Below are 25,434 nucleotides of genomic sequence, written 5' to 3' on the forward strand. Positions count from 1 at the left end.
ACGACTCGGGCCCGGCTCGGACCCGGCTCTGTCAATGTCACCCGATTCGCCCCAATCCGCGAGTTGGAGTGCGAACACGCCCGTGCGCTCTGGACGCGGGGGCGCGGGTCCGCTCTGATAGCAGGAAACTCGCCTCGGGGGAGGCCCGATGAAACGCACCGGACCGCTTTTCACACTGCTCGCGGGACTGTTGTTGGCCCTGTTCATGCTGTCGCTCAATGCGACGACCGGGACGAAGCCCGCATCCACGTCCCAGGCCGACTCACCCGCCGACAAGGTGTCACAGTCGCCGACGCCCACCGCCTCGAAGGCGTCTCCATCGCCCGCCCCCTCCGCGACCCCGTCCGCGTCACCCACCAAGGCACCCGCGCCGAACGCCGACTACGCGGGCCGTACGGACGACGACTCCTCCGCGGTGTCGGTGTCGCTCCGCGACGGCAGGGCGATCGCGTACTTCTGTGACGGACGTGACAAGGAGTCGTGGCTGAAGGGCGATGTCGGGGCCGACGGTTCCATGAAGCTCACCGGCGACGGCGGCTCCGTACTGAACGGCGCCCTCAAGGGGAAGAGCATCCGCGGCACGGTGGACATCGAGGGCGGGCACTACGCCTTCACCGCGGACAAGGCGGTCAAACCGTCCGGGCTCTACCGGGCGACCGCGACCGTCCGCGACGCCAAGGTCGACGGCGGCTGGATCGTGCTGTCGACCGGGGAGCAGGTGGGCATCCTCAGGCGCGACGGCAAACCCTCCCCCGCGCCCCGGATCGACCCGGAGACCGGCGCGGTCACGATCGACGGCCAGCGGCTCACGGCCCGCCCGGTCACACCCTGACACCCCATTGCCCACAGGGAGCCGAACATGACCGTGGACCCGAACGCCGCCACCCAGAGCTTCCCCCCTCGCCCGCCGGCCCCCAGTGCCCCAAGCGCCGCCCGCTACCTCGTCCCGGCCCTCGTCGCCGCCGCGGTGGCGGTGGGCCTCGGGGTGTACGGCAAGGTCCACGACCCGGAGGGCACCGCCTTCAACCTGGCCGGGTTCAGCAGCACGGGCGCGGTGAAGTCCTGGCTCGCGACGACGGCGTTCGGCTTCGCGCTCGTCCAGGTCGTGTCGGCGCTGATGGTGTACGGGAAGCTGCCGGGCCCGAGCTGGTCGGCGAAACTGCACCGCTGGTCCGGGCGGATCGCGTTCCTGGTGGCCGTTCCGGTGGCGGTGCACTGTCTGTACGCGTTCGGATATCAAACATACGATTCGCGAGTGATATGGCACTCCCTCCTGGGTTGCTTCTTCTTCGGTGTTTTCAGTGCAAAGATGCTGTTGCTTCGCTGGGACAGGCTGCCCGGCTGGCTGCTGCCGGTCGTCGGCGGACTGGTCTTCACCGCCCTGACGATCCTCTGGCTCACTTCCGCCCTCTGGTTCTTCCGCAACTTCGGAGTGACGACATGACGCAAGGCCCGACGCGACGCACGATCCTCCTCGCGACGGGCGTGGCGGCGCTCACAGCGGGATGCAGCGAGTACGGCGACGAATCCGCTTCCTCGGAGGTCTCCGCCGGCTCCCCCGGACAGGAGCTGGCCACGACGGCCGACATCCCGGTCGGCGGCGGGAAGATCTTCAAGGACGAGCAGGTCGTGGTGACACAGCCCAAGAAGGGCGAGTTCAAGGCCTTCACCTCGATCTGCACGCACCAGCAGTGTCCCGTGGCCAACGTCACGGGCGGCACCATCAACTGCACCTGCCACGGCAGCAAGTTCAACATCACGGACGGTTCGGTGGCCAACCCGCCGGCGACACAGCCGCTGGCCGAGAAGAAGATCACGGTCGCGGGAAATTCGATCCGCCTGGCGTGACCTTCCCGCGTACGCTCCCGGAATGCGCCCGCATTCCGGCCTCGAAGGCCCCGAGGGTTCCGAAAGCCCCGAGACCCTGGTACGCGACCACACGGTCTACGCCTGTGTGATGGGTTCGCGCGCCTTCGGCCTGGCCACGGACGACAGCGACACGGACCGGCGCGGGGTGTTCCTCGCGCCCACTCCCCTGTTCTGGCGCTTCGAGAAGCCGCCCACGCATGTGGAGGGTCCGGCGGAGGAGCAGTTCAGCTGGGAGCTGGAACGCTTCTGCACACTCGCTCTGCGGGCCAACCCGAACATCCTGGAGTGCCTCCACTCGCCCCTCGTGGAGTACGCCGACGACACGGGCCGCGAACTCCTCGCCCTGCGCGGGGCGTTCCTCTCACGCCGGGTGCACGAGACGTTCGCGCGCTACGCGCTCGGCCAGCACAAGAAGCTGGAGGCCGACGTCCGCATCCACGGCGCCCCGCGCTGGAAGCACGCGATGCACCTGCTGCGTCTCCTGATGAGCTGCCGCGACCTGCTGCGCACGGGCACCCTGACGATCGACGTCGGTGACGAGCGCGGCCCCCTGCTGACGGTGAAGCGGGGCGAGGTGCCGTGGCCGGAGGTCGAGGCCTGGATGAACCGCCTCGCGGCGGAGGCCGAGGCGGCGTCCCACCGCAGCCCTCTCCCCGATGAACCGGACCACCGACGCGTCGAGGACTTCCTCGTCCGCACCCGTCGCTCCTCAGCCCGCCAGCCGGACCCGTACGACGAAGTCGTGCAGGGCATCGTGCGCGGCGGGAGCATCCGGCAGCCCTGAGGCGGCCTGCGCCTCGTCCAGCACGCGGTGCAGCCGCTCCACATCGCGCGCCACGCGCGCGTGGTCGACACCGGCCGGCCCGTGCTCCCGCTCCGCCTTGGCCGCGACCAGTTCCGGCAGATACGCCGGTGCCTCACCGATCTCCCCGACGAGGGTCGGCAGATGGGCCTGCACACCGCCGGCACGCATCAGCCGGATGCCGGTGAGCAGCGCACGGAACGTGTACAGCAGCGGCTTGAGCTCACCGCTCTTCTCGAAGAGCCGCCACTGTGTCACCGCGAAGCCCCGGTAGTGGTGGGCATGGTGACCGGTGAGAACTCCGGGGGCGAGCGCGGCGAGCTCCCGGTGCGCGTCGGACGTGTGCACCACCAGCGGGGACAGCAACTGCTCCAGCACATAGCCGTTGCGGCGCAGCATCAGCCGTACGAACTTGCGCAGGTCGTGGGTGACGAGGTCCAGCTCGACACCGTCCCGCACCCACATCCGCGACCGGGTCTCCGCCGGCTCCCGGAGCCCGACCAGGTCGGCGGTCGGCAGCAGATGGACACCCCGGAGGTCCACGTCCGAGTCGCGGGACGGGAAGCCGTAGAGGTGGGCGCCCGAGACGGTGGCGAAGAGCACCGGGTCGGGCTGCTCGGCGACCACCGACGTCAGGTCGAGATCCGGGAGGTCCGCGAGACCCAGCGCGTCGTTCATCCGTCAAGCGTCCCAGAGCGCGCCCAGGGTCTGCAGGTCACCCCCGTACTCGATGCGGTCAGCCCAGCGGGTCGGCCAGGCGTCGGTGCCGTGGTGGGCGCCGGCGAAGGCCCCGGTCAGGCAGGCGATCGAGTCCGAGTCGCCGGAGGTGCAGGCGGCGCGGCGCAGGGCCGTGAGCGGCTCGTCGGGAAAGAGCAGGAAGCACAGCAGGCCGGTGGCCAGAGCCTCTTCGGCCGTCCAGCCGGCGCCGGTGGCGAGGCAGGGGTCGTCCTCGGGCGAGGCGGTGCGGACGGCGAGCTGGAGCCGGTCCAGGATCGCCAGGCACTCGTCCCAGCCGCGGGCGATGAAGTGCTCGGGGCTCTGGTCGTGGCCGTGCGTCCACAGGTCGCCCAGCCAGCGGTGGTAGTAACGGCTGCGGCTCTCGTGCGCGTGCGTACGCAGCAGCGTCACCAGTTCGGCCGGGCCCGCGCCGTGGGCGAGCAGCCGTACGGCGTAGGCGGTGAGGTCGGACGCGGCCAGAGCCGTCGGGTGTCCATGGGTGAGCGCGGCCTGCAACTGGGCGGCGCCCGCGCGCTGTTCGTCGCTCAGGGCCGCGACCAGGCCGAGGGGCGCCACGCGCATGTTGGCACCGCAGCCCTTCGAACCGATCTGGCTGGCCTCCTGCCAGGGCAGCCGCTCGTTCTCCAGCAGGTTGCAGGCGACCAGGCAGGTGTGACCGGGCGCCCGGTTGTTGTCCGGCGACCGGAACCACTTCACGAACTCCTCGCGCACCGGCCGTTCCATCCCGGCCGGGGCGAGCAGCCCCCGGTCCATGGCCGCGCGCAGACCGTGCGCGAGCGCCAGCGTCATCTGCGTGTCGTCGGTGACGACGGCGGGCGTGGGCAGCTCCATGCGCCGCCAGGGGCCGTACGCGGCGAGGATCGACGGGATGTCCTTGAACTCGGTCGGGAAGCCCAGGGCGTCGCCGAGCGCGAGCCCGATCAGTGCCCCACTGGCGGCGCGCTTCCTGACGGTCGTGGTGGTCATGCGGGGCGTCCTTCCGGTGACGACGGAGACGGTGACGAAGGGGACGGGGAGGAGGGAGGCGAGGCGGGCGACACCGACGTGGTCGGGCGCAGCAGCGGCGGATGCAGGGTGTCCGCGGTGCCCGCGCGGTAGAGCGCGGCGGGCTTGCCCCGGCCTCCGGTGAGACGCGCGGCGCCCGGTACGGGCTCGACGAAGCCCGGGGTGGCCAGCACCTTGCGGCGGAAGTTGGGCGGGTCGAGCGCGGTGCCCCACACGGTCTCGTAGACCTGCCGCAGCTCGCCGAGGGTGAACTCGGGCGGGCAGAAGGCGGTGGCGATGCAGGAGTACTCCAGCTTGGCGCCGACCCGGTCGTGGGCGTCGGCCAGGATGCGGTCGTGGTCGAAGGCGAGCGGCCCGAGTGCGTTGTACCGCAGCCATTGGGCCTGCGCCGCGTCCCCGCCGCCGTGTGGTTCGGGAGCGTGCGGCAGCAGCGCGGCGAAGGCCACGGACACGACCCGCATTCTCGGGTCGCGGCCGGGTTCGCTGTAGGTGCGCAGCTGCTCCAGGCGCAGCCCGGACACGTCCGACAGACCGGTCTCCTCGGCGAGTTCCCGCCTGGCCGCGTTCTCCGCGGACTCGTCGGGCAGGACGAACCCTCCGGGCAGCGCCCAGCGACCTGCGTAGGGCTCGTGACCGCGCTCGACGAGCAGCACGTGCAGCGCACCCGCGCGAAGGGTCAGGACGGCCAGATCGACGGTGACGGCGAAGGGTTCGAAGGCGTACTTGTCGTATCCCTCGGGCGCCCGGCCCCGGGCCGTTCCGTTCACAGGCGCGGTCATGCCTGCCACCCTCCCTCACGATCACTCTTTATGGTCACCATGACCAATAGTCATACCGACTATAAAGAGCGCGAGCGGACCGCACAACCCTTCTTGACGACTCCCATACGCCAAAAGCCCCTCAGTGGCCCCTCAGCCGCCCGGAAGGGGCATGACGGCCCCGAAGGGCACCCGAGGCCCTCCAGCGCTCCCAGGTGCGCGCCAGTGGCCTTCCTGGTGAAACAAAAAGGCCGGCCCCGGAAAGCTCCGGGACCGACCGACGGCACAAGCACTCAGCACTCAGCGCTCTGCGCTCTGCGCTCTACAGATCGACTTCCTGCATCAGCATGCCGACCTCCGTGTTGGACAGACGGCGCAGCCAGCCCGACTTCTGGTCGCCCAGGGTGATCGGACCGAAGGAGACACGCACCAGCTTGTCGACCGGGAAACCGGCCTCCGCGAGCATGCGGCGCACGATGTGCTTGCGGCCCTCGTGGAGGGTGACCTCGACGAGGTAGTTCTTGCCGGTCTGCTCGACGACCCGGAAGTGGTCCGCACGCGCGTACCCGTCCTCCAGCTGGATGCCCTCCTTGAGCTGCTTGCCCAGGTCGCGCGGGATCGGGCCCACGATGTGCGCGAGATAGACCTTCTTCACGCCGTACTTGGGGTGGGTCAGCCGGTGCGCCAGCTCACCGTGGTTGGTGAGCAGGATGACGCCCTCGGTCTCGGTGTCGAGCCTGCCGACGTGGAAGAGCCGCGTCTCGCGGTTCGTCACGTAGTCGCCGAGGCACTGCCGGCCCTCGTTGTCCTCCATCGTCGAGACGACGCCCGCGGGCTTGTTCAGCGAGAAGAACTGGTAGGACTGCGTGGCCACCGTCAGGCCGTCGACCTTGATCTCGTCGCGCTCGGGGTCGACGCGCAGCCCCTGCTCCACCACGATCTCGCCGTTGACCTCCACGCGCGCGTGCTCGATCAGCTCCTCGCAGGTCCGCCGGGAACCGTAGCCCGCGCGCGCCAGGATCTTCTGGAGCCGCTCGCCCTCCTGCTCGGCACCCGGGAACGTCTTGGGCAGCTTGACGTCCTTCTTCTCGGCGTACCGCTCCCGGTTGCGCTCCTCGGCCCGCGCGTCGTACTCACGAGAGGTCGCCGGGACCCAGCGCCCGCGTCCGGTGCTGTTGTGGCCCTGCCTGGGCCCGCCCTTGGCACCGCCGCGCGCGGAGGCACCGCGCCCGGACTTCGGACCGTCCGGAGTCGCGGCCGGCCCCACGTCGTAGCGGCGCTCCTCGGGACGCGGCTTACTGGGACGACCCTGAGCCTGGCCCTTGGCCTGGCCCTGAGCCGGACCCTGGCCTCGCCCCTGGCCCTGACCCTGACCGCGGCCCTGAGCCGGGCCCTGACCGCGACCCTGTCCCTGGCCGCGTCCTTGGCCCTGACCCTGGCCCCGCCTGTCGCCCCCGCCGTTGCCGGCGCCGCGAGAGTTACCGCGCCCGCCACCGCTCTTGCCGCTACCGCTGCCGCTACTGCTTCGCATCAAAATTCCGTCTGGTCGTCTGCGTCGTCTGCACCCGGAGCATCGGGAGCATCCGGATCGAACGACGGAACACCTTCCTGCGTCTCGGCCTCGATCGCGTCCGCCTCCGGAAGGAAGGGCGCGAGCTCCGGGAGTTCGTCCAGGCCTCGCAGGCCCATCCGCTCCAGGAAGTAGTTCGTCGTCGTGTACAGGATCGCACCTGTTTCGGGTTCCGTCCCCGCCTCCTGGACCAGACCCCGCTGCAACAGGGTCCGCATGACCCCGTCACAGTTGACTCCGCGGACGGCCGAGACCCGGCTGCGGCTGACCGGCTGGCGGTACGCGACGACCGCCAGCGTCTCCAGCGCCGCCTGGGTGAGCCGGGCCTGCTGCCCGTCCAGCACGAAGCCCTCGACGGCCGCCGCGTACTCGGGCCGGGAGTAGAAACGCCAGCCGCCGGCAATGAGCCGCAGCTCGAAACCGCGCCCCTGGACGGTGTACTCGTCGGCCAGCGCGCGCAGGGCGTCCGCGATCTGCCGCCGGGGCCGCTGGAGGATCTTCGCGAGGTGTTCCTCGGTCGCGGGTTCGTCCACGACCATGAGGACGGCCTCCAGGGCGGGCCTGAGATCGAGATCGGCGACGGTACGCGGCCCGGCCGACAGCTCGGTGGTCTCCTCGCTCACGCCTTCCTCTCCTCCTTCACCGGCTCCGGCGGCCGGTCGAACTCGTCGGTGACCGTCGGCTCCCGATCACCCTCCCCGCCCGTCCAGCGCACCACCAGCTCCCCGAGGGCGGTCTCCTGGTCCAGGGCGACGGCCTTCTCCCGGTAGAGCTCCAGCAGGGCCAGGAAGCGCGCCACGACGGTCAGCGTGTCGTCGGTGTCCTCGACAAGGTCCTGGAAGGTGGCCTCACCGAGCTCCCGCAGCCGCGCGACCACGATCTGGGCCTGCTCCTGCACGCTCACCAGGGGCGCGTGGATGTGGTCGACGTACACCTGCGGCCTGGGCCTCGGCTGCATCGCCTTCACGGCGAGCTTCGCGAAGCCCTCCGCCCCGATGCTGATGACGACCTCGGGCAGCAGTTCGGCGTGGTGCGGTTCCAGTCCGACGGTACGGGGATAGCGGCGGGCCTCGTCGTCGAGGCGACGGCTGAAGATGTCGGCGACCTGTTTGTACGCGCGGTACTGGAGCAGCCGCGCGAACAACAGGTCGCGCGCCTCCAGCAGAGCCAGGTCGGCCTCGTCCTCGACCTCGGCGGTGGGCAACAGCCGCGCGGCCTTCAGGTCCAGCAGGGTGGCCGCGACGACCAGGAACTCGGTCGTCCGGTCGAGATCCCAGTCCGGTCCCATCGCCCTGATGTACGTCATGAACTCGTCGGTCACCTTGGAGAGGGCGACCTCGGTGACGTCGAGCTTGTGCTTGGAGATCAGCTGGAGGAGAAGATCGAACGGCCCCTCGAAGTTGGCGAGCCGGACCTTGAAGACCCCGTCATCGGGTTCGTCCGACGCGGCGGGCTCTACAGGCCCGGCAGGCGGCTCCGGCTCGGGTTCCACCGGGGGAACCGGGGCCTCCGGTACTTCCCGTACCTCTTCGGCCGAGGATTCGACCAGGGATTCGATCGAAACGGGCGGCGCGCCCCCCGGACCCCGCCCCAGCACACGCCGACGACCGGCGGAGCCGGGGCCGGGTGCGGGGGCGTCGTTCGAGGTCATGGCCCACGCAGGCTACCGCTAGCGACCGCGCAACCGTCGTACGAGAATGCTCGCGTCCCCACGGGACTCGAGATCCGCGAGCACCACCGCGACCGCCTCGCGCACGATGCGCCCGCGGTCGACCGCGAGTCCGTGCTCGCCCCGAAGCACCAGACGCGCGTGCTCCAGGTCCATCAGCTCCTCGGCGGAGACGTACACCGTGATCTTCTCGTCGTGCCGCTCGCGCCCGCTGGGCCGCCGCGAGGGAGCCCGTCCGCGCTTGCGGGACGCCGACACCGACTGCGGTGACGGCCCCTGCCCGGAGGCAGAACCTTCCTGCTCGCCCTGGCGCCGCTCCGCGGTGCCCCCGCGGCTGCGGGACTCCCCGGCATCGGCCCGGTCCGCGCCTGCGGCGACATGCTCGTCGCCCGCGCCGTCCCCGCCCTGGACGGGCACCGAGTGCGGCGCGTCCTCCGCGGCGGCCCCGTCGCTCTCCCCGGCGGGACCCGGTACCCGGGCCTCACCGTTGGCCTGGCGCCTGGGACTGGACGACTGGAGCGCCATGCCCCCGGTGGTACGGAACAGTTCGTCGGCCCCCGGCAGACTCACTCGGCGTGACACCGGGCGAGCACCTCCCTGGCGAGCTGGCGATAGGCGGCGGCACCGACGGAGTTCGAGGCGTACGTGGTGATCGGCTCGCCGGCGACCGTGGTCTCCGGGAAGCGGACCGTGCGTCCGATGACCGTGTGGTAGACGTGGTCGTCGAAGGCCTCGACGACACGTGCGAGCACCTCACGGCTGTGCACCGTGCGCGAGTCGTACATCGTGGCGAGGATCCCGTCGAGCTCCAGCTCCGGGTTCAGCCGCTCCTGGACCTTCTCGATGGTCTCCGTCAGCAGCGCGACACCGCGCAGCGCGAAGAACTCGCACTCCAGAGGCACTATCACCTTGTGAGCCGCCGTCAGGGCGTTCACGGTGAGCAGGCCGAGCGAGGGCTGGCAGTCGATCACGATGTAGTCGTAGTCGGCCATGAGCGGCTTCAGGGCGCGCTGGAGCGTCGACTCGCGCGCGACCTCCGACACCAGCTGCACCTCGGCCGCCGACAGGTCGATGTTGCTCGGCAGCAGGTCCATGTTCGGGACCGCCGTCTTGAGCAGGACCTCGTCCGCGGACATCCCCCGCTCCATGAGCAGGTTGTAGACCGTCAGGTCGAGTTCCATCGGGTTCACACCGAGGCCCACGGAGAGGGCGCCCTGCGGGTCGAAGTCGACCAGCAGGACCCGGCGTCCGTACTCCGCGAGCGCGGCACCCAGGTTGATGGTCGACGTCGTCTTGCCGACGCCGCCCTTCTGGTTGCACATCGCGACGATCGTCGCGGGACCGTGACTGGTCAGCGGACCCGGGATCGGGAAGTACGGCAGCGGGCGTCCGGTGGGACCGATGCGCTCACGGCGCTGACGGGCCGCGTCGGGCGCGAGCGTGGCCGCGTACTCCGGATCGGGCTCGTACTCGGCGTCGGGGTCGTAGAAGTGCCCGTCGGGCAGTTCGTCGTAGTCGGCGAAGTGGTTGTGGACCCCGCCACTACCGTCGCCGGCCATGGCGTTCACGTGATGGCCATCCATGCTCATGTGTCCTGGCTGGGTCACCCCGGACATCTGGTGACCCTGATGGGCTGCGAAGGTGCGAACCGCGACGGAGCCGACCGCCGCGAGCCCCGCGGGGCCCGATTCCCGCGCCGGCATTCCTGGTTGACCACCCCCGGGAGTAAATGTCGACTCATTCACAAGTCGTCTTACCTCCTTGGTGACCAGGAAACTTCTCGATAGGTCAGCGTGGCACCATGCCGACGGTTGGCGACTCTATGGCGTGTCGGCCGTTCGCAGCAACACAATCCGCCGGACCCGGCCCGATGTGTCGGCAATGAAACATCCCTCTGTCAAGGGCGTACGGCCGTCGCACGGCAGGGTTCACCGGTGCGCGAATCGGTTGAAGCGTTACGTTCGAGGCGAGTTGAACGAGTGTCGCAAAGTGACCATACACACATCCGGCCGGACCTTGGCGGGCAAGGTCCGGCGGGGCGCGGGGCGTTGACGATCCCTGTTGACGTATCGCCTTTTACCCGCTGATGACTTGGTCGTTTAGTCGACCGGGAGCACCTGCGAAGGGGCCGGGAGGGTCAGCCCAGCAGTGCTTCCAACTCCACGTGCTCAAGGCCGTGCGCCTCCGCGACCTCGCGGTAGACGACCTTGCCGTCATGGGTGTTGAGACCCCGGGCGAGCGCGGGATCGCGGCGCAGCGCGGCCACCCAGCCGCGGTCGGCGAGTTCCACGATGTACGGCAGCGTGGCGTTGGTGAGCGCGTAGGTCGAGGTGTTGGGCACCGCGCCGGGCATGTTGGCGACGCAGTAGAAGACCGATCCGTGGACCGGGAAGGTCGGTTCGGCGTGGGTCGTGGGACGCGAGTCCTCGAAGCAGCCGCCCTGGTCGATCGCGATGTCGACGAGAACGCTGCCCGGCTTCATCCGCGACACCAGCTCGTTGGTGACCAGCTTCGGGGCCTTGGCACCGGGGATGAGCACCGCGCCGATGACGAGGTCGGCGTCCAGGACGGCCTTCTCCAGCTCGAAGGAGTTGGACATGATCGCCCGGACCTTGGTGCCGAAGACCTTGTCGGCCTCGCGCAGCTTGTTGATGTCGCGGTCGAGCAACGTGACATGGAAGCCCATGCCGACGGCGATCTGCGTGGCGTTCCAGCCGGAGACGCCGCCGCCGATGACGACGGCACGCGCGGGCTGCGTGCCGGGGACGCCACCGGGGAGCACGCCACGCCCGCCGACCGAGCGCATCAGGTGGTAGGCGCCGACCTGCGGGGCCAGCCGGCCGGCGACCTCCGACATCGGGGCGAGCAGCGGCAGGGCGCGACCGGGCAGCTCGACGGTCTCGTAGGCGATCGCCGTGGTGCCGGATGCGACGAGCGCGTCGGTGCACTCCTTGGACGCGGCCAGGTGCAGGTACGTGAAGAGCGTCTGGTCCTTGCGGAGGCGGTGGTACTCCTCGGCGATGGGCTCCTTGACCTTCAGCAGCAGGTCGGCGGTGGCCCACACCTCGTCGGCCGTCGGAAGGATGCTCGCCCCTGCGGCCACGAACTCGTCGTCGGTGATCGAAGAGCCGACACCGGCGTTCCGCTCGATGACGACCTGATGGCCGTGGCGCACCAGTTCGTGCACGCCGGCGGGGGTGATGGCGACGCGGAACTCGTTGTTCTTGACCTCGCGGGGGATGCCGACCTTCACGTCGATCACGGTCCTTGGCTCAGAGGATGCGGGGGCATAGCAATACATACCCGGACGTGCGGGGGCACACCAGGAGACCGCAGGAGAAGGCGCGGTAGAGCCAGTCTAATGAAGGCGTTCTCGGTGTCTAGCCTTTCAATGCATCAATCTTCCACTGATGTACTACGGATTTCGTAGGCGTTAGCGTCGTGTTCCAGGTCAGGATCACCTTCGGGGAGGTCCGGCCCGCTCTCCTGGGGGTCCGGCTCGTCGGCCAGCAGCCGCTCGGCCGCGCTCCGGTGCAGCCGGGCCGCCGCCGGATCGCCGAGGTGCTCCATCGTGTCGGCCAGCCGCAGATGGAGCGCTCCCTGCAGCCGTAGGTCGTCCGCGCGGCGCGCCCACTCCACCGCCTCCTGGCAGGTGCGCAGCGACTCCTCGGGCCGCCCCGCGTACTCCTGGACCCGCGCCAGCTCGCTCAACGCCCGTGCCTGCGCGGCCACATCGCCGTTCTTGCGGTAACCGGCCACCGCGGCCCGCCAGTTGCGCAGCGCCTCGCCGTAGCGGCCCGCGTAGGTGTGCGCGGCGGCGATACGGCCGAACAGCCGGGCGGCGTCCTCGCGCTCGTCGCGCGCCAGGCGCTGGGCGAGCGCACGCCCGTACCAGTCGGCGGCGCGGTCGTAGTCCCCGAGCTCCTGGTGTGCGCCCCCTACAGATTCCATCGCGCGCCCGGTCGCATACGGGTCGTTCGCCTCGCGTCCGGCGTCCAGGGCGGCCCGGTAGCGGGCCAGCGCGTCGTTCGTACGACCGGTCTGCGCGTCCAGGTCGGCGAGGTTCAGGAGGGCGGCGGCCCGCTCTCGGGGCAGGTCGCGGCGCTCGGCGACATCGAGGACGAGGCGGTGGATGCCGTAGAGGTCGGGGGCGGCGGCCTGGGTGCCGACGTGCGCGACCATCGCCTTGACCAGGGCGGACATCAGGCGGCGGGCCAGGGTGTCCAGCTCCCCGTCGGCCACCGCCAGCCGGGCCGCGGCCAGCAGGGCCGGTCGGCGGATCTCCAGCCAGTCCGCCGCCGCCCTCGGGTTCGGGAAGCGCAGCGAGCCGGGCGTGCCGAGGAGTTTCTCCCGGGCCAGCGGGCTGTCGGTCTCGGTGATCGTCCGGCAGGACACCAGCAGCCGTACCGTCCGCTCCAGCATCCGGGCTCGGGCCAGCTGGAGTTCGGCCGGGCGGTCCTGGGTCTCGGCGAGAGGGCGCAGGAGGGGCAGCAGGCAGCCGGGGACCTCGTACTGCGGCAGCGGCGACTCCACGGCCGTCAGGAGGCGCAGAGCGACGAAGTCGTCCAGGGTGGCGCGGGCGCCCCCGACCGAGCACCCGGCCAGCGCGGAGGCGGTCTGCGGGTCGACCAGGCCGCCGGGGGCCAGCGCGAGCAGTCGCAGTATCCGGGCGGCCGGGGTGGGCAGTGCGGCGTACACGAGGCGAAAGACGCGGCTGAGGGCGGTGCCCTCGTCGCTCTCGGCGTGCAGTTGCTTGGCGAGGTCGGAGACGGCCGACTGGGGCCGGGCCGCGAGCCAGCCGCCGGCCAGCATCAGCGCGGCGGGCTGCCCCTGGCACACCTCGGCGAGTCCTTCGGCGGAGCGCGGGTCCACGGTGACGCGCACCGACCCGGTGAAGCGTTCGAGCAGTTCCACGGCGGACTTGGTGTCGAGGCCGCCCAGGGTGCACGGGCGGACGTCGGTGATCCCGGTCAGCGGGCCCCCGGAGACGGCGACGGCGAGGCAGTCGGGGTTGTCCGGCAGCAGCGCGTCGACCTGCTCGGCGTCGGCCGCGTCGTCGAGCAGGAGCAGCATCCGCCGATCGGCCAGCGCGTCGCGCAGCGCCTCGGACAGCTCGTCCTCGTCGGCGCCGGGCGGGGTGGGCAGGCCCAGGACGGTCAGCAGTTCGCGGGCGGTGCGTTCGGTCGGCACGCGCGTGCCGTCGGGCTCGGTGAGCCGGGCGCGCAGCACACCGTCCGGGTAACTGTCCGCGACCTGCCGGGCCAGCTCCTCGGCGAGCGCGCTGCGGCCCGAGCCGGGCTTACCGGCGATGAGGAGCACGCGCGCGCGAGGCGCCTTCCGGCCCGCGAGAGTGTCGAGTCCGGCGCGCTCGATGTCGGCGCGCAGCTCCTTCAACTCTCTTGTCCGGCCGAGGAACTGACTGTCCGTAGGAACGGGCGAGCGATCGTTTCCGGACAGCTTCGTGCCGTCTGTGTCCACCGCCTGATCCGTCACGGGCCACACTCCCGTCCACCTGCACGCGCAAGCCCGCCGGGACTCCGGTTCGGGCGTTTCCAGAGCCTAGTTCACGCTCTGCAACGATCTGCGCGGAGCGCGGCGGGCAGGTCGCCCGATCGGATCAGGCGATGGTCACACCGGAGGTGAAGGGCGACCCCTGAGGGCGCCTCATGCCTCCTCAGGCCTCGAAGGGCCGGGCCGGCCAAGGCGCCCCGGCCGGGCGCAGCGCGTCGAGCCCGTCGCCCTTCTCTGCCGCCACCAGCGAAAGGACGCCCACGACGAGGCAGTTGTTGTGCAGTTCGCCGGCGAGGACACCCCGGACGAGCTCGTCGACGGGCACGCGCGCGTGCTCCATGTCGGCCTCCTCGTCCTCGACCTCGAAGCGCTCCCCCTCGGCCTCGGACAGATTCCGGGCCAGGAAGATCCGTACGGCCTCGTCGCAGCCGCCCGCCGTGGGGTAGACGTCGGTCAGCACCCGCCAGTCCTCGGCCTTGACGTGCGCCTCCTCGTACAGCTCGCGCTGGGCGGCGTGCAGCGGATTCTCGCCAGGTACGTCCAGCAGGCCGGCCGGGATCTCCCACATCCGCTGGCGGACGGGGTGGCGGTACTGGCGGATCAGCAGGACCCGGCCCTCGGCGTCCAGGGCGAGGACACCCACGGAGCCCGGGTGCACCTGGTAGTCGCGGCCCACGACCGAGCCGTCGGGCATGACCACCTCGTCGGTGCGCACGGAGGTCTTGTTGCCCACGAAGGGGGTCTCCGTGGCCCGGATCTCCCACTCCTCCGGAGTGTCCTTGATGGTGGTCATGTCGACTTGTCCTCCCGCATCCCGCGTCCCGCCCGTACACAGAGAACCGGCCCGGGGAACCGGCCCCGCGACCGGCACAGAAAACCGGGGCACGCACCCCCAAAGGCGCGCACCCCGGTCACCGTACAGCCCTTGCGCTACTTGCCCGTCTTGCGCTTGACGGCGGCCTTGACGAGGCCGGCGAAGAGCGGGTGGGGGCGGGTGGGGCGGGAGCGCAGTTCCGGGTGGGCCTGCGTGGCCACCAGGTAGGGGTGCACCTCGCGCGGGTACTCGACGTACTCCACCAGTTTGCCGTCCGGGGAGGTGCCGGAGAACTGCAGACCGGCCTTCTTCTCCAGTTCGGAGCGGTAGCTGTTGTTGACCTCGTAACGGTGCCGGTGGCGCTCCTCGACGTACTCCTTGCCGTCGTACACATCGCGCACGATGGAGCCCTCGGCCAGCTTGGCCGGGTACATGCCCAGTCGCATCGTTCCGCCCATGTCCCCGTCGCCCGCGACGATGTCGAGCTGCTCGGCCATCGTCGAGATGACCGGGTGGGCGGTGGCGGCGTCGAACTCGGTGGAGTTCGCGTCCTCGATGCCGGCCAGGTTGCGGGCCGCCTCGATGACGATGCACTGGAGGCCCAGGCACAGCCCCAGCAGCGGGATCTTGTGCTCGCGGGCGTACTGGATCGCGCCGACCTTGCCGGACACCCCGCGGTCACCGAAGCCGCCCGGGATGCAGATCGCGTCCACGTCCTCCAGCTGCTTCTTGGCGCCCGCAGGGGTCCTGCAGTCGTCCGAGGTGACCCACTTGATCTTCACTCGCGCGTGGTTGGCGAAACCGCCCGCGCGCAGCGCCTCGGTGACCGAGAGGTAGGCGTCGGGCAGGTCGATGTACTTGCCGACCAGCGCCAGGTTGATCTCGTGGGCGGGGTTGTGGACGCGGTCCAGGAGGTCGTCCCAGGTCGTCCAGTCCACGTCCCTGAAGGGCAGGTCCAGCTTGCGGACGACATAGGCGTCCAGGCCCTCGCGGTGCACGGTCTTGGGGATGTCGTAGATCGAGCGGGCGTCGGGACAGGCCACCACCGCGGCCTCGTCGACGTCGCACATCAGGGAGATCTTGCGCTTGATCGCGGTGGGGACCTCGCGGTCGCAGCGCAGCACGATCGCGTCCGGCTGGATACCGATGTTCCGAAGGGCCGCCACGCTGTGCTGGGTCGGCTTGGTCTTCAGCTCGCCGGAGGGACCGATGTAGGGCAGCAGCGAGATGTGGACGACGAACACGTTGTCGCGGCCGACCTCGTGACGGACCTGACGCACGGTCTCCAGGAAGGGCAGCGACTCGATGTCGCCGACCGTGCCGCCGACCTCGGTGATGACGACGTCGACCTCGTCGGTGGCCATCCGGCGGATGCGGTGCTTGATCTCGTTGGTGATGTGCGGGATGACCTGGACGGTGTCGCCCAGGTACTCGCCGCGCCGCTCCTTCGCGATCACCGTCGAGTAGATCTGGCCGGTGGTGACGTTGGCCGAGCCGTCGAGGTCGCGGTCGAGGAAGCGCTCGTAGTGGCCGATGTCCAGGTCGGTCTCGGCGCCGTCGTGGGTGACGAACACCTCACCGTGCTGGAAGGGGTTCATCGTGCCGGGGTCGACGTTGAGGTAAGGGTCGAGCTTCTGCATGACGACCCGCAGTCCGCGCGCCTTGAGAAGCATGCCGAGGCTGGAGGCGGTCAGGCCCTTGCCGAGCGAGGAGGCGACACCCCCGGTGACGAAGATGTGCTTGGTCGTCGTGGCTGTGCTGTTTCGAAAAGCAGCGGGTGTCATGGCCAAGGCGGGGCTCCCGTGGTCGCGGTCTGGAGTGCGGAACGGCCGCCCGGCCCGGAGCTTTCCGGGTTTTCATGGGGGGAGCCGACGCTGCGGTTCGGGGGTTTCGTGCCCACCGGTCCACGGGCTACCAGGGTATCAGCGACCCGAGGAGATGGCTTCCGGCCACGCTCCGCGCACACGCGGCCACGCATCCCGTACACGAGTCACCATCACCCTGTCCGGCGCTCACCCGAAACAGTGCCCGCTCACCCGAGCTTCACTCGTTCAGCGGACGCGGGTTGTCCGGAGCGGCACGCGGATCATCTGAGTGCGTCGTATGCTCCTCGGACACTCGCTGCCGAGCCCGGCCGGCAACACGGCACCACCCCCGCCCGTAACCCCGGAACAACGAGCGCTCGTCAGTCCGTTGAGCAAAGATTGGTGTTTGCTTCACCGCTCAACGATGGTGGACAACGAACCCTTGACCGCAAGATCGAGACCCCCGTTTTCCTTTTTTTGGGGGCGACGTGGCCGTTCGACTGGAGTTGCACGTGGCCGGGCTCATCGAGGACTACGCACTCATCGGGGACATGCAGACCGCCGCCCTGGTCTGCCGGGACGGCACAGTCGACTGGCTGTGCCTGCCCCGCTTCGACTCCCATGCCGTCTTCGCGGGACTGCTCGGCACCGAGGAGCACGGCTTCTGGCGCCTCGGTCCCGCGCACGCGGCGGACGCAGCACCGCCCGTGGCGGCCCGCCGCCGCTACCGGGGCGACTCACTGATCCTCGAATCGGAGTGGGACACCCCGCGCGGCACGGTCAGAGTGACCGATTTCATGCCCCCTCGCGACGGCGCCCCGCAGCTGATCCGCATCGTGGAGGGCGTCAGCGGCCGTGTGCCGATGCGCTCGGCCCTGCGTATGCGGTTCTCGTACGGCCGTGTCGTGCCGTGGGTGCACAAGCACGAGGGGCGGACGGTCGCCGTCGCCGGCCCCGACTCGGTGTGGTTCGACACCACCGCCGAGACGTACGGCAAGTCCCTGACGACGTACGCCGACTTCACGGTGGCGCCCGGCGACCGGATCGCGTTCACGATCTCCTGGGAGCCGTCGCACAAGCAGCCGCCCCCGCTGCCCGAACCGGAGCAGTCCCTCGACGCCACCGAGGAGTTCTGGCGCGAGTGGGTCGAACAGTGCACGTACCACGGCCCCTACCGCGAGGCCGTCGTCCGCTCGCTGATCACCCTCAAGGCGCTCACGTACGCGCCGACCGGCGGCATCGTCGCCGCGCCCACCACCTCCCTCCCGGAGGACATCGGCGGCGTACGCAACTGGGACTACCGGTACACCTGGCTGCGCGACGCGGCCATCACCCTGTCCTCCCTCCTGCGCACCGGCTACCGCGACGAGGCCCGCGCCTGGCGCGAGTGGCTGCTGCGCGCGGTCGCCGGCGACCCGGAGAACCTGCAGATCATGTACGGCATCGCGGGCGAACGGGAGCTGGGCGAGGCCGAGTTGGACTGGCTGCCCGGCTACGAGAACTCAGGCCCCGTCCGGGTCGGCAACGGCGCCGCGCACCAGCTCCAGCTGGATGTGTACGGCGAGGTCACCGAGGCCCTGCACCTGGCCCACATGACGGGCCTGGCCCGCAACGACTACGCCTCCCTGCTCCAGTTGAAGCTGATCCGCTATCTGGAGCAGCACTGGGACGAGCCCGACGAGGGCATCTGGGAGGTGCGCGGTCCGCGTCGGCACTTCGTGCACTCGAAGGTCATGGCCTGGGTCGCGGTGGACCGCACGATCAAGCTCATCGAGTCCGGCGACGCGGACGGCCCGCTGGAGAAGTGGCTCGAACTGCGCGACGACATCCACCGGGACGTGTGTGAGAAGGGTTACGACAAGGAGCGCAACACCTTCACACAGTCGTACGGCTCGAAGGAACTGGACGCCTCCCTGCTGCTGATCCCGCAGATGGGCTTCCTGCCTCCCGACGACAAGCGCGTCATCGGCACCATCGAGGCCATCCAGCGCGAACTGTCCACCGAGGACGGCTTCATCCTGCGCTACCCGACGACCTCGGGCGGCGACGAGAACCTCGACGGTCTGCCGGGCGACGAGGGCGCGTTCCTCGCCTGTTCGTTCTGGATGGCGGACGACCTGGCGATGATCGGCCGGGTCGACGAGGCCCGCAAGCTCTTCGAGAAGCTCCTCGCCCTCCGCAACGACCTGGGCCTGCTGGCCGAGGAGTGGGACCCGCGTCTCAAGCGCCAGGTGGGCAACTTCCCGCAGGCCTTCAGCCACGTCCCGCTGATCGACACGGCACTGAGGCTGACGGCTTCGGGGGCGTACGGCGGCTAGAGGCGAACGTCCAGGGAGCCGCGCCCAGCTTTCCGGGGCGCGGCTCCCTGGACGACCGGCCGCCCCGGCGCCGGGGCGAAAAAGCGCGCCCGCCGACCAGGACGCCTAGGCTGAAAACGCACCTACCCCTCCTTCAGAAGGGGGGACCCCATGGCCTCCCTGTCCAAGGTGAACGCGCGTCTCACCGCGTTCCGCGAAGACCTCACCGGCGACGTACTCGCCCCGGAAGAGCCGGGATACGACGACGCCCGTACCGTCTTCAACAGCATGATCGACCGCCGCCCGGCGGTGATCGCGCAGTGCGCGGACGAGGCCGACGTGGTCCGTTCCGTGCGCTTCGCCCGCGACCTGGACCTGCCGATCGCGGTGCGCGGCGGCGGCCACAGTGTGGCGGGCATGGGCGTGAACGACGCGGGTCTGGTGATCGACCTGCGCCGGATGCACGACGTGACCGTCTACCGTGCGGCGCAGTCGGTACGTGTCCAGGGCGGGGCCCTGATGAGCCACCTGGACCGGGCTACCCAGCCGCACGGGCTGGCGACCACCGGCGGCCGGGTCTCCACGACCGGCGTCGCCGGCTTCGTGCTCGGCGGCGGCAGCGGCTGGCTCGACCGGGTCCAGGGCCTCGCCGTCGACAACCTCCTCGGCGTCGACCTGGTCACCGCCGACGGCACCGCGCTCCACGCGAGCGCCGAGCACAACCCGGACCTGTTCTGGGCCCTGCACGGCGGCGGCGGAAACTTCGGTGTCGCCACCTCGCTCACCCTGCGGCTGCACGAGTTGCCCGCGTTCTCCATCGCGCTGCTGCTCTATCTCCCCGAGTTCGCCGGAGAGGTCACCCGTACCTACCGCGACGTGATCGAGGCAGGCCCGGTCGAGGCGAGCGGCGGGGTCATCCATCTCACCGGCCCGCCCGAGGAGTTCGTCCCGCCGCATCTGGTCGGACACCTGCTGTGCGGGGCGCTGCTGACGTACGCGGGCGCCGAGGAGGACATGCGCAAGCTCGTCGAGCCGCTGCTGGCGCTGCCGCACGAGGTGGAGATCGTCACCGCGATCCCGTACGCGGACTTCCAGTGCATGCTCGACGACCCGCCCGGGATGCGGAACTACTGGTCGGCCGAGTACCTGACGGGCGCGCCCGACGAGCTGCTGGACGTCTTCTGCGCTCTCGGGGACGCGCTTCCGGTGCCCACCGGAACCCAGAGCGCGCTGTTCCCGCTCGGCGGCGCCATCGCCGACGGCCCGCCGGAGTACCCCGTCCCCTACCGGGACGCCTCATGGGCCGTGCACCCCTACGGCTGCTGGGAGGACCCCGCCGACGACGAGCGCTGCGTCCAGTGGGTCCACGACGTCCGTACCGCCGTACGGCCGTGGAGCACCGGCGCGGTCTATCTCAACTTCATCGGCGACGAGGGCGCGGAGCGCGTGATAGCGGGCCTGGGCGCCGAGAACACGCGCCGGCTGGCGTCGGTGAAGCGCCAGTACGACCCGGACAACGTGTTCCGCTTCAACCACAACATCGTTCCGGCGTAGGCGAGCCGCGCGTGCCGCCGATGCGCAGGTCGTCAGCCGTACGTGGGTACGGGTAGCGTCCGCTGCATGGACAGCCGTGCGGACAGCCGTTTCGAGACCCGGGGCGCCGGCATCACCGTGCGGCGGGCGCTGGAGCTGCCCGGGCTGCGCAGCGGGCTGCCGGAGATCCTGGCGGGCGCCGACCGGCTGGGGCGGAACGTGCGGTGGGTGCACGCGGGCGAGGTCCCGCACATCGCCTCGCTGCTCAAGGGCGGCGAACTGCTCCTGACGACCGGGTACGGGCTCGGCACCCGGCCGGCCGAGCAGCGCGCGTTCGTCCGTACGCTCGCCGAGCGGGGCATCGCGGCGCTCGTCGTGGAGCTGGGCCCGCGCTTCACCCGGCTGCCCGCGGCCCTGGTCGAGACGGCCCGCTCGACCGGTCTCCCCCTGGTCCAGCTGCACCGCGAGGTGGCGTTCGTGGCCGTCACCGAGGAGATCCACACCGAGATCGTCAACGGCCACTACGCGCTGCTCCAGCGGGCCGAGGAGGTCCACCGGCGCTGCACGGAGGCCCTGCTGGGCGGTGGTGGCATCCCGCAGGTCCTGGGCATCCTGGCCGACTTCAGCGGCAACCCGGTCTTCCTGGAGACGACGGACGGCCAGCTCCTGTACGCCGCCGGAGCCGGCCCCGAGGGCGCCGACCCGCTCCAGGTGTGGGAGGGCCTGCGCGCCCAGCACAAGGACGCGCCGCCGCCCGCCGGTTCCGTGCTCGTCGATGTCCCTGGGGGCGGCCCCGGGGGCGGCCCCGGCACCGGCTCGGTCCGCGCACGCCTGGTTCTGCTGCCCGTCCTCGACCCCCTCGCCCCCGTGCACCGCATGGCCGCCGAACGGGCCGCCGGCATCCTGGCCGTCGTCCTCATGCAGGCCCGCCAGGAGGAGGAACTGGCGGCGCGTGGCCGCGGCGACTTCCTCACCGACCTCGCCGAGGGCCGCGTCGACGCGGAGGCCGCACCCGCGCAGGCCCGCGTCCTCGGCTTCAAGCCCGGCACCGGCCCACTGCTGCCGATGGTGATGCGACTCGGCGACACCCTGTCACCGGGGGGCGGCTGGGCGGTGCTGGCGCGGGCGGTCACGGAGGAGCTGGCGTCGGTGGGCGTACCTGTGCTGCTGGGCGTACGGCCGGTCGAGGGGCGCGTGCCGCTGCTGGTGGGCCTGCGTGCGGAGGCGGAGCGCCCGGCGGTCGCCGACCGGGTCGCGGCGGCGCTGCGGGCGGGTGTGGAGCGGGCCGGGATGCAACGCCCGGGCGCCCGGCCACCGGTCGTCGTGGTCGGGGTCCCCGGCGGCTGGGCGGCGGCCTCGGCGGGCCTGCGCCACGCGGCGGAGACGGCGACGGCGGCCCAGGGCCTGCCGGACCGCCCCTGGTACGACGCCCGCCGCCTGGACATCGACCTGCTGCTGTGGCGCCTTCGCGACCAGCCCGACCTGGCGGCCTTCGTGGACCGCGCGATCGGCCCGCTGCGCGCCCACGACGACCGCTCCAAGCCGCCTCTGCTGCCCACCCTGGAGACGTATCTGGCGCACGCGGGCCGCAAGGCGGAGACGGCCCGCGAACTCCACCTCAACCGCCAGACCCTCTACAACCGCCTCGCGCGGATCGGGGAGTTGCTGGGCACGGACCTCGACGACCCGCAGACGGTACTGGCGTTGAGCCTGGCGCTCCGGGCCCGCAGGCACGTGGCCTGAACCCGCGGCAGGCGTTTCAGGTCAGCGGCCGGGGCTGCGTGAACTCGTCGTAGACGCTCAGCACTTGGGCCACGGTCTCGTCCTCGCTGGGCCAGGTGCCGATCTGCCGGACGCCCCGCTCGCGGAGGACTTCCCGGCGCTCCGGATCCCCGAGCAGCCGTACGACGGCCCTGCCGAGCGCCACCGCGTCGCCGTACGGAACGAGTTCGGCCGCGTCCCCGACCAGCTCCGGAACGCCTCCCACGGCGGTCGCGATCAGCGGCACGCGCGCGTGGAGGGCCTCCTGGGCGAGAACGGAGCGCGACTCCCAACGGCTGGGCAGAAGTGCGAGATCGGCGGCGAGGAGCAGTTCGCTCACGTCGTCGCGCCGCCCGATGAGCCGGACCGGCAGCCCCTCGTGCTCGATGCGGCCCTGCAGCTCGGCCCTCAGCGGCCCCTCCCCCGCGATCACGAGGAGCGGCTCGGGATCGAGGCCTTGCCACGCGCGTACGGCGTCCAGCAGGACGTCGTACCCCCGGTGCCGGTCGAGAGCGCCGACAGCCATGAGCAACGGGCGGTCCGTGGCACCGAGTTCGGCGCGCGTCTTGCTCCGGTCGGACTCGTCCCGTCCCAGGGTGCCGCGCGGGGCGGGCAGCGCCACGGCGGACAGCCGGGCGTCCCGGGCTCCGCGCCGCCTGGCCCGGTCCACAAGGTCGGAGGAGGTCCCGAGGACGACGGCGGCGGCCTTCACCACCCGCCGCTCCAGCACCTTCAGCAGCTGGGCGCGCGGCCCCTCGGCGTACGCCCGGTTGTGCCAGGTGACGACAAGCGGAGTGCGGCGCCCGCTGAGCGCGAGGGCGGCCCGGAAGGAGGCGTGCAGCCCGTGCGCGTGCACGAGGTCGGCGTTCGAACAGGCCGCGCGCAGCGCCGCCACCGAGCCGGGGTCGCTACTGCGCGGGATGGGTACGTGCTCGGCACCGGCGCCCGTGAAGTCGTAGGCGCTGTCGGCATCGGAGGGGGCGCACACGGTCACCCGCACGCCTCTCTCGACGAGCCCCGCGGCCAGCGAACGCACGTGCGCGCTGCTGCCGGCGTTGCCGCCGCCGAGCACCTGCACGGTGCGCAGCGGCGACTGACCGTGCGGTGAGTGGCTGCTCGCGGGGCTCACGTGGCCGGGGGCTCCTGGTTCGGCATCGGGCGGTCACGAAGAAAGGACACGGAGAAACGTACAGAAGGTTTGGGCGGAAGGGGTGTACCGCGCTGCTTCCTCCGTGTACGGGGGTATTCCGTGCTCCTTCAAGGATGCCAGTACGTACGGGTGTTCCGGACCACGGAGCGGTGGGACGGGTCACTCACACGGGTGAGTGAGTCCCCACCGGACGTCAACTGTTCGAACGAACGTCAGCCGTCCGCCCGAGCCGCCGCCAGCAACTCCTCCGCATGGGCCCGCGCCGTCTCCGAGTCCTCCTGCCCGGCCAGCATCCGCGACAGCTCCCGTACCCGGTCCTCACCCTCCAGGACCTTCACGCCCGACCGGGTCACCGACCCGTCGTTGGTCTTCTCGACCAGCAGTTGCCGGTCGGCGAACGCGGCGACCTGCGGCAGATGCGTCACGACGACGACCTGCGCGCTCTTCGCCAGCCGGGCCAGCCGGCGCCCGATCTCCACGGCCGCCTTGCCGCCCACACCGGCGTCGACCTCGTCGAACAGATAGGTGGGCACCGGATCGGTCCCCGCGAACACGACCTCCACGGCCAGCATCACGCGGGACAGCTCACCCCCGGACGCCCCCTTGGCGATGGGCCGGGCGGGCGCGCCGGGGTGCGGGGCGAGCAGCAGTTCGACCTCGTCGGCGCCGGACGGCCCGTAGGCGACCGTACGTCCGTCGACCTCGACGCCCTCCGGGTCCTCGGTCTGCCTGATGTCGAACGACACGCGCGCGTGGGGCATGGCCAGCGAGGCCAGCTCGGCGGTCACGGCGTCCGCGAACCGCGAGGCGGCCTCCGTCCGCGCGTCCGTCAACGCCTGTGCCATCCCGCTCAGTTCGCCGCGCAGCGCGTCCCGCTCTGCGGTCAGCTCACCGATCCGGTCGTCGTCGCCGTCGAGTTCGAGCAGCCGCGCGGAGCCCTCCTCGGCCCAGGTGAGCACTCCGGCCACGTCGGAGCCGTACTTCCGCGTCAGCGCGGTGAGCGCGGCCCGCCGTTCCTCGACGGCCGCCAGCCGCAGTGGATCGGCGTCCAGGTCGTCCGCGTACCCCGCCAGATCTCCGGCGACGTCCCCGAGCAGGATGCCGACCTCACCGATCCGGTCGGCGAGCGCGGCCAGGGCGGAGTCGTGCGACCGTACGGCCTCCAGGGCCCGATGGGCGCCCGCGACGAGCGTGGCGGCGTCGATGCCCTCGGGATCCTCGGGGTTACCGGCCAGGGCGGCGTGGGCGACGGTCGCGGCCGAGGCCAGCGCCTCCGCGTGCCCGAGCCGCTCCGCCTCCTCGGCGAGCTCGGCGTCCTCGCCGGCCCGCGGTTCCACGGCGGCGATCTCGTCGAGCCCGTAGCGCAGCATGTCGGCTTCCTGGGCCCGTTCACGCGCGCGCGTGGTGATCTCGTCCAGCTCGTTCGCGACGGCCCGCAGCCTCCGGTACGCCTCCCCGTACTTGGTGAGGGGCGCGGCGACAGCGTCCCCCGCGTACCGGTCGAGCGCCGCCCGCTGCCGGGACAGCTTGAGCAGCCCCTGCTGGTCGGTCTGCCCGTGCACGGCCACCAGTTCGTCGGCCAGCTCGGCCAGCACACCCACGGGCACGGAACGCCCGCCCAGATGCGCCCGGGAGCGCCCCTCGGCGGAAACGGTACGGCTGATGAGCAGCACCCCGTCGTCCAGCTCGGCGCCGGCCTCCTCGGCCCGTACGACGGCAGCACCGCCCGGGGGCACGGTGATCCGCCCCTCGACGACCGCGTTCTTGGCCCCGATCCGCACCAACGCCGCATCAGCCCGGCCACCGAGCAGCAGCCCCAGGCTGGTCACGACCATGGTCTTACCCGCACCGGTCTCACCGGTCACGGCGGTAAAGCCTGGCGACAGCTCGACGACCGCATCGTCGATGACGCCGAGCGACCGTATCCGCATCTCCTCCAACACGAACACGACCATACGAGGTCAGCGGCTCCATGTGCGACGCCCCCCACCTCGAATGAGAGAACGCGCAGGTAACGAAAGGAGATCGGCCTCACTTTGTCACCCAGGGGAGTGGACGTGCCCGACGGGGGCGCGGGGCTGTATCCGATCTGCGGCTCCGCCCCGTGGGCGCGAACAACCACAGCGCACCCGCACCCGCACCCGCACCCGCC

Annotated in this window: 21 protein-coding genes; 7 read left to right on the forward strand and 14 right to left on the reverse strand. The window is 71.1% G+C overall.

All coding sequences use genetic code 11. The features are described from left to right. Window positions 1-148: 148 nt before the first annotated feature. From OHN74_RS08530 to OHN74_RS08545, 4 genes are read left to right on the forward strand one after another with little or no spacing between them, the layout of a single operon-like run. Entirely contained in the window at window positions 149-832 is a 684-nt protein-coding gene (locus OHN74_RS08530) for a hypothetical protein (RefSeq protein ID WP_327693916.1), read from the forward strand. A gap of 27 nt (window positions 833-859) precedes the next feature. Further along, window positions 860-1,444, forward strand: a complete 585-nt coding sequence (locus tag OHN74_RS08535; protein WP_327693917.1) for a DUF6529 family protein — start codon at window positions 860-862, stop codon at window positions 1,442-1,444. Next, complete coding sequence (locus OHN74_RS08540; protein ID WP_327693918.1) at window positions 1,441-1,848, forward strand: Rieske (2Fe-2S) protein; 408 nt, start codon at window positions 1,441-1,443, stop codon at window positions 1,846-1,848. Before OHN74_RS08535 ends, OHN74_RS08540 begins: the two co-directional genes overlap by 4 nt. Before the next feature lie 22 nt (window positions 1,849-1,870). Continuing rightward, window positions 1,871-2,653, forward strand: coding sequence for a nucleotidyltransferase domain-containing protein (locus OHN74_RS08545; protein WP_327693919.1), 783 nt, complete (start codon window positions 1,871-1,873; stop codon window positions 2,651-2,653). Here the strand turns inward: OHN74_RS08545 and OHN74_RS08550 are convergent. From OHN74_RS08550 to OHN74_RS08605, 12 genes are all read right to left on the reverse strand, one after another. Continuing rightward, the gene (locus OHN74_RS08550; protein ID WP_327693920.1) at window positions 2,579-3,349 is read right to left on the reverse strand and encodes a nucleotidyltransferase domain-containing protein; all 771 of its coding nucleotides are present in this window, start codon (window positions 3,347-3,349) and stop codon (window positions 2,579-2,581) included. The genes OHN74_RS08545 and OHN74_RS08550 overlap by 75 nt on opposite strands. A 3-nt stretch (window positions 3,350-3,352) precedes the next feature. Then, window positions 3,353-4,375 (reverse strand): ADP-ribosylglycohydrolase family protein, encoded by a 1,023-nt coding sequence (locus OHN74_RS08555; protein WP_327693921.1) that lies wholly within the window; start codon window positions 4,373-4,375, stop codon window positions 3,353-3,355. Beyond that, complete coding sequence (locus OHN74_RS08560) at window positions 4,372-5,193, reverse strand: NUDIX hydrolase (RefSeq protein ID WP_327693922.1); 822 nt, start codon at window positions 5,191-5,193, stop codon at window positions 4,372-4,374. The genes OHN74_RS08555 and OHN74_RS08560 overlap by 4 nt, the downstream gene beginning before the upstream one ends. 301 nt (window positions 5,194-5,494) lie before the next feature. Then, the gene (locus OHN74_RS08565) at window positions 5,495-6,703 is read right to left on the reverse strand and encodes a pseudouridine synthase (protein WP_327693923.1); all 1,209 of its coding nucleotides are present in this window, start codon (window positions 6,701-6,703) and stop codon (window positions 5,495-5,497) included. Continuing rightward, on the reverse strand, window positions 6,703-7,365 hold the full coding sequence (gene scpB, locus OHN74_RS08570; RefSeq protein ID WP_327693924.1) for an SMC-Scp complex subunit ScpB: 663 nt from the start codon (window positions 7,363-7,365) through the stop codon (window positions 6,703-6,705). Before scpB ends, OHN74_RS08565 begins: the two co-directional genes overlap by 1 nt. Beyond that, window positions 7,362-8,393 (reverse strand): segregation and condensation protein A, encoded by a 1,032-nt coding sequence (locus tag OHN74_RS08575; RefSeq protein WP_327693925.1) that lies wholly within the window; start codon window positions 8,391-8,393, stop codon window positions 7,362-7,364. Before OHN74_RS08575 ends, scpB begins: the two co-directional genes overlap by 4 nt. Before the next feature lie 18 nt (window positions 8,394-8,411). Further along, complete coding sequence (locus OHN74_RS08580) at window positions 8,412-8,993, reverse strand: hypothetical protein (RefSeq protein WP_327693926.1); 582 nt, start codon at window positions 8,991-8,993, stop codon at window positions 8,412-8,414. Next, window positions 8,978-10,114: a ParA family protein gene (locus OHN74_RS08585; protein ID WP_055530198.1), complete on the reverse strand. Its 1,137-nt coding sequence runs from the start codon at window positions 10,112-10,114 to the stop codon at window positions 8,978-8,980. The genes OHN74_RS08580 and OHN74_RS08585 overlap by 16 nt, the downstream gene beginning before the upstream one ends. A gap of 434 nt (window positions 10,115-10,548) precedes the next feature. Beyond that, a complete protein-coding gene (ald, locus tag OHN74_RS08590; protein WP_327700045.1) occupies window positions 10,549-11,664 on the reverse strand; it encodes an alanine dehydrogenase in 1,116 nt (371 codons plus the stop codon). A gap of 143 nt (window positions 11,665-11,807) precedes the next feature. Further along, window positions 11,808-13,904: a tetratricopeptide repeat protein gene (locus OHN74_RS08595; RefSeq protein WP_327693927.1), complete on the reverse strand. Its 2,097-nt coding sequence runs from the start codon at window positions 13,902-13,904 to the stop codon at window positions 11,808-11,810. 181 nt (window positions 13,905-14,085) lie between these two features. Then, the gene (locus tag OHN74_RS08600) at window positions 14,086-14,715 is read right to left on the reverse strand and encodes an NUDIX hydrolase (protein ID WP_327693928.1); all 630 of its coding nucleotides are present in this window, start codon (window positions 14,713-14,715) and stop codon (window positions 14,086-14,088) included. A gap of 137 nt (window positions 14,716-14,852) precedes the next feature. Beyond that, on the reverse strand, window positions 14,853-16,520 hold the full coding sequence (locus OHN74_RS08605; RefSeq protein WP_327700046.1) for a CTP synthase: 1,668 nt from the start codon (window positions 16,518-16,520) through the stop codon (window positions 14,853-14,855). Between the two features lie 533 nt (window positions 16,521-17,053). Here OHN74_RS08605 and OHN74_RS08610 point away from each other — a divergent pair. The 3 genes from OHN74_RS08610 to OHN74_RS08620 all read left to right on the forward strand — a co-directional run bounded on the left by OHN74_RS08610 (window position 17,054) and on the right by OHN74_RS08620 (window position 22,114). Then, on the forward strand, window positions 17,054-18,859 hold the full coding sequence (locus tag OHN74_RS08610; protein ID WP_327700047.1) for a glycoside hydrolase family 15 protein: 1,806 nt from the start codon (window positions 17,054-17,056) through the stop codon (window positions 18,857-18,859). 150 nt (window positions 18,860-19,009) lie between these two features. Beyond that, entirely contained in the window at window positions 19,010-20,392 is a 1,383-nt protein-coding gene (locus tag OHN74_RS08615; RefSeq protein ID WP_327693929.1) for an FAD-binding oxidoreductase, read from the forward strand. Between the two features lie 66 nt (window positions 20,393-20,458). Beyond that, window positions 20,459-22,114 (forward strand): PucR family transcriptional regulator, encoded by a 1,656-nt coding sequence (locus tag OHN74_RS08620; protein ID WP_327693930.1) that lies wholly within the window; start codon window positions 20,459-20,461, stop codon window positions 22,112-22,114. 16 nt (window positions 22,115-22,130) lie between these two features. On the opposite strand, the gene OHN74_RS08625 is transcribed toward OHN74_RS08620, so the two are convergent. Both OHN74_RS08625 and recN read right to left on the reverse strand, forming a co-directional pair. Further along, entirely contained in the window at window positions 22,131-23,261 is a 1,131-nt protein-coding gene (locus tag OHN74_RS08625; protein ID WP_327693931.1) for a glycosyltransferase family 4 protein, read from the reverse strand. Between the two features lie 233 nt (window positions 23,262-23,494). Then, window positions 23,495-25,237, reverse strand: a complete 1,743-nt coding sequence (gene recN / locus OHN74_RS08630; RefSeq protein ID WP_327693932.1) for a DNA repair protein RecN — start codon at window positions 25,235-25,237, stop codon at window positions 23,495-23,497. Between the last annotated feature and the right edge of the window lie 197 nt (window positions 25,238-25,434).

Source organism: Streptomyces sp. NBC_00459, assembly GCF_036013955.1.
Taxonomy (GTDB): Bacteria; Actinomycetota; Actinomycetes; order Streptomycetales; family Streptomycetaceae; genus Streptomyces.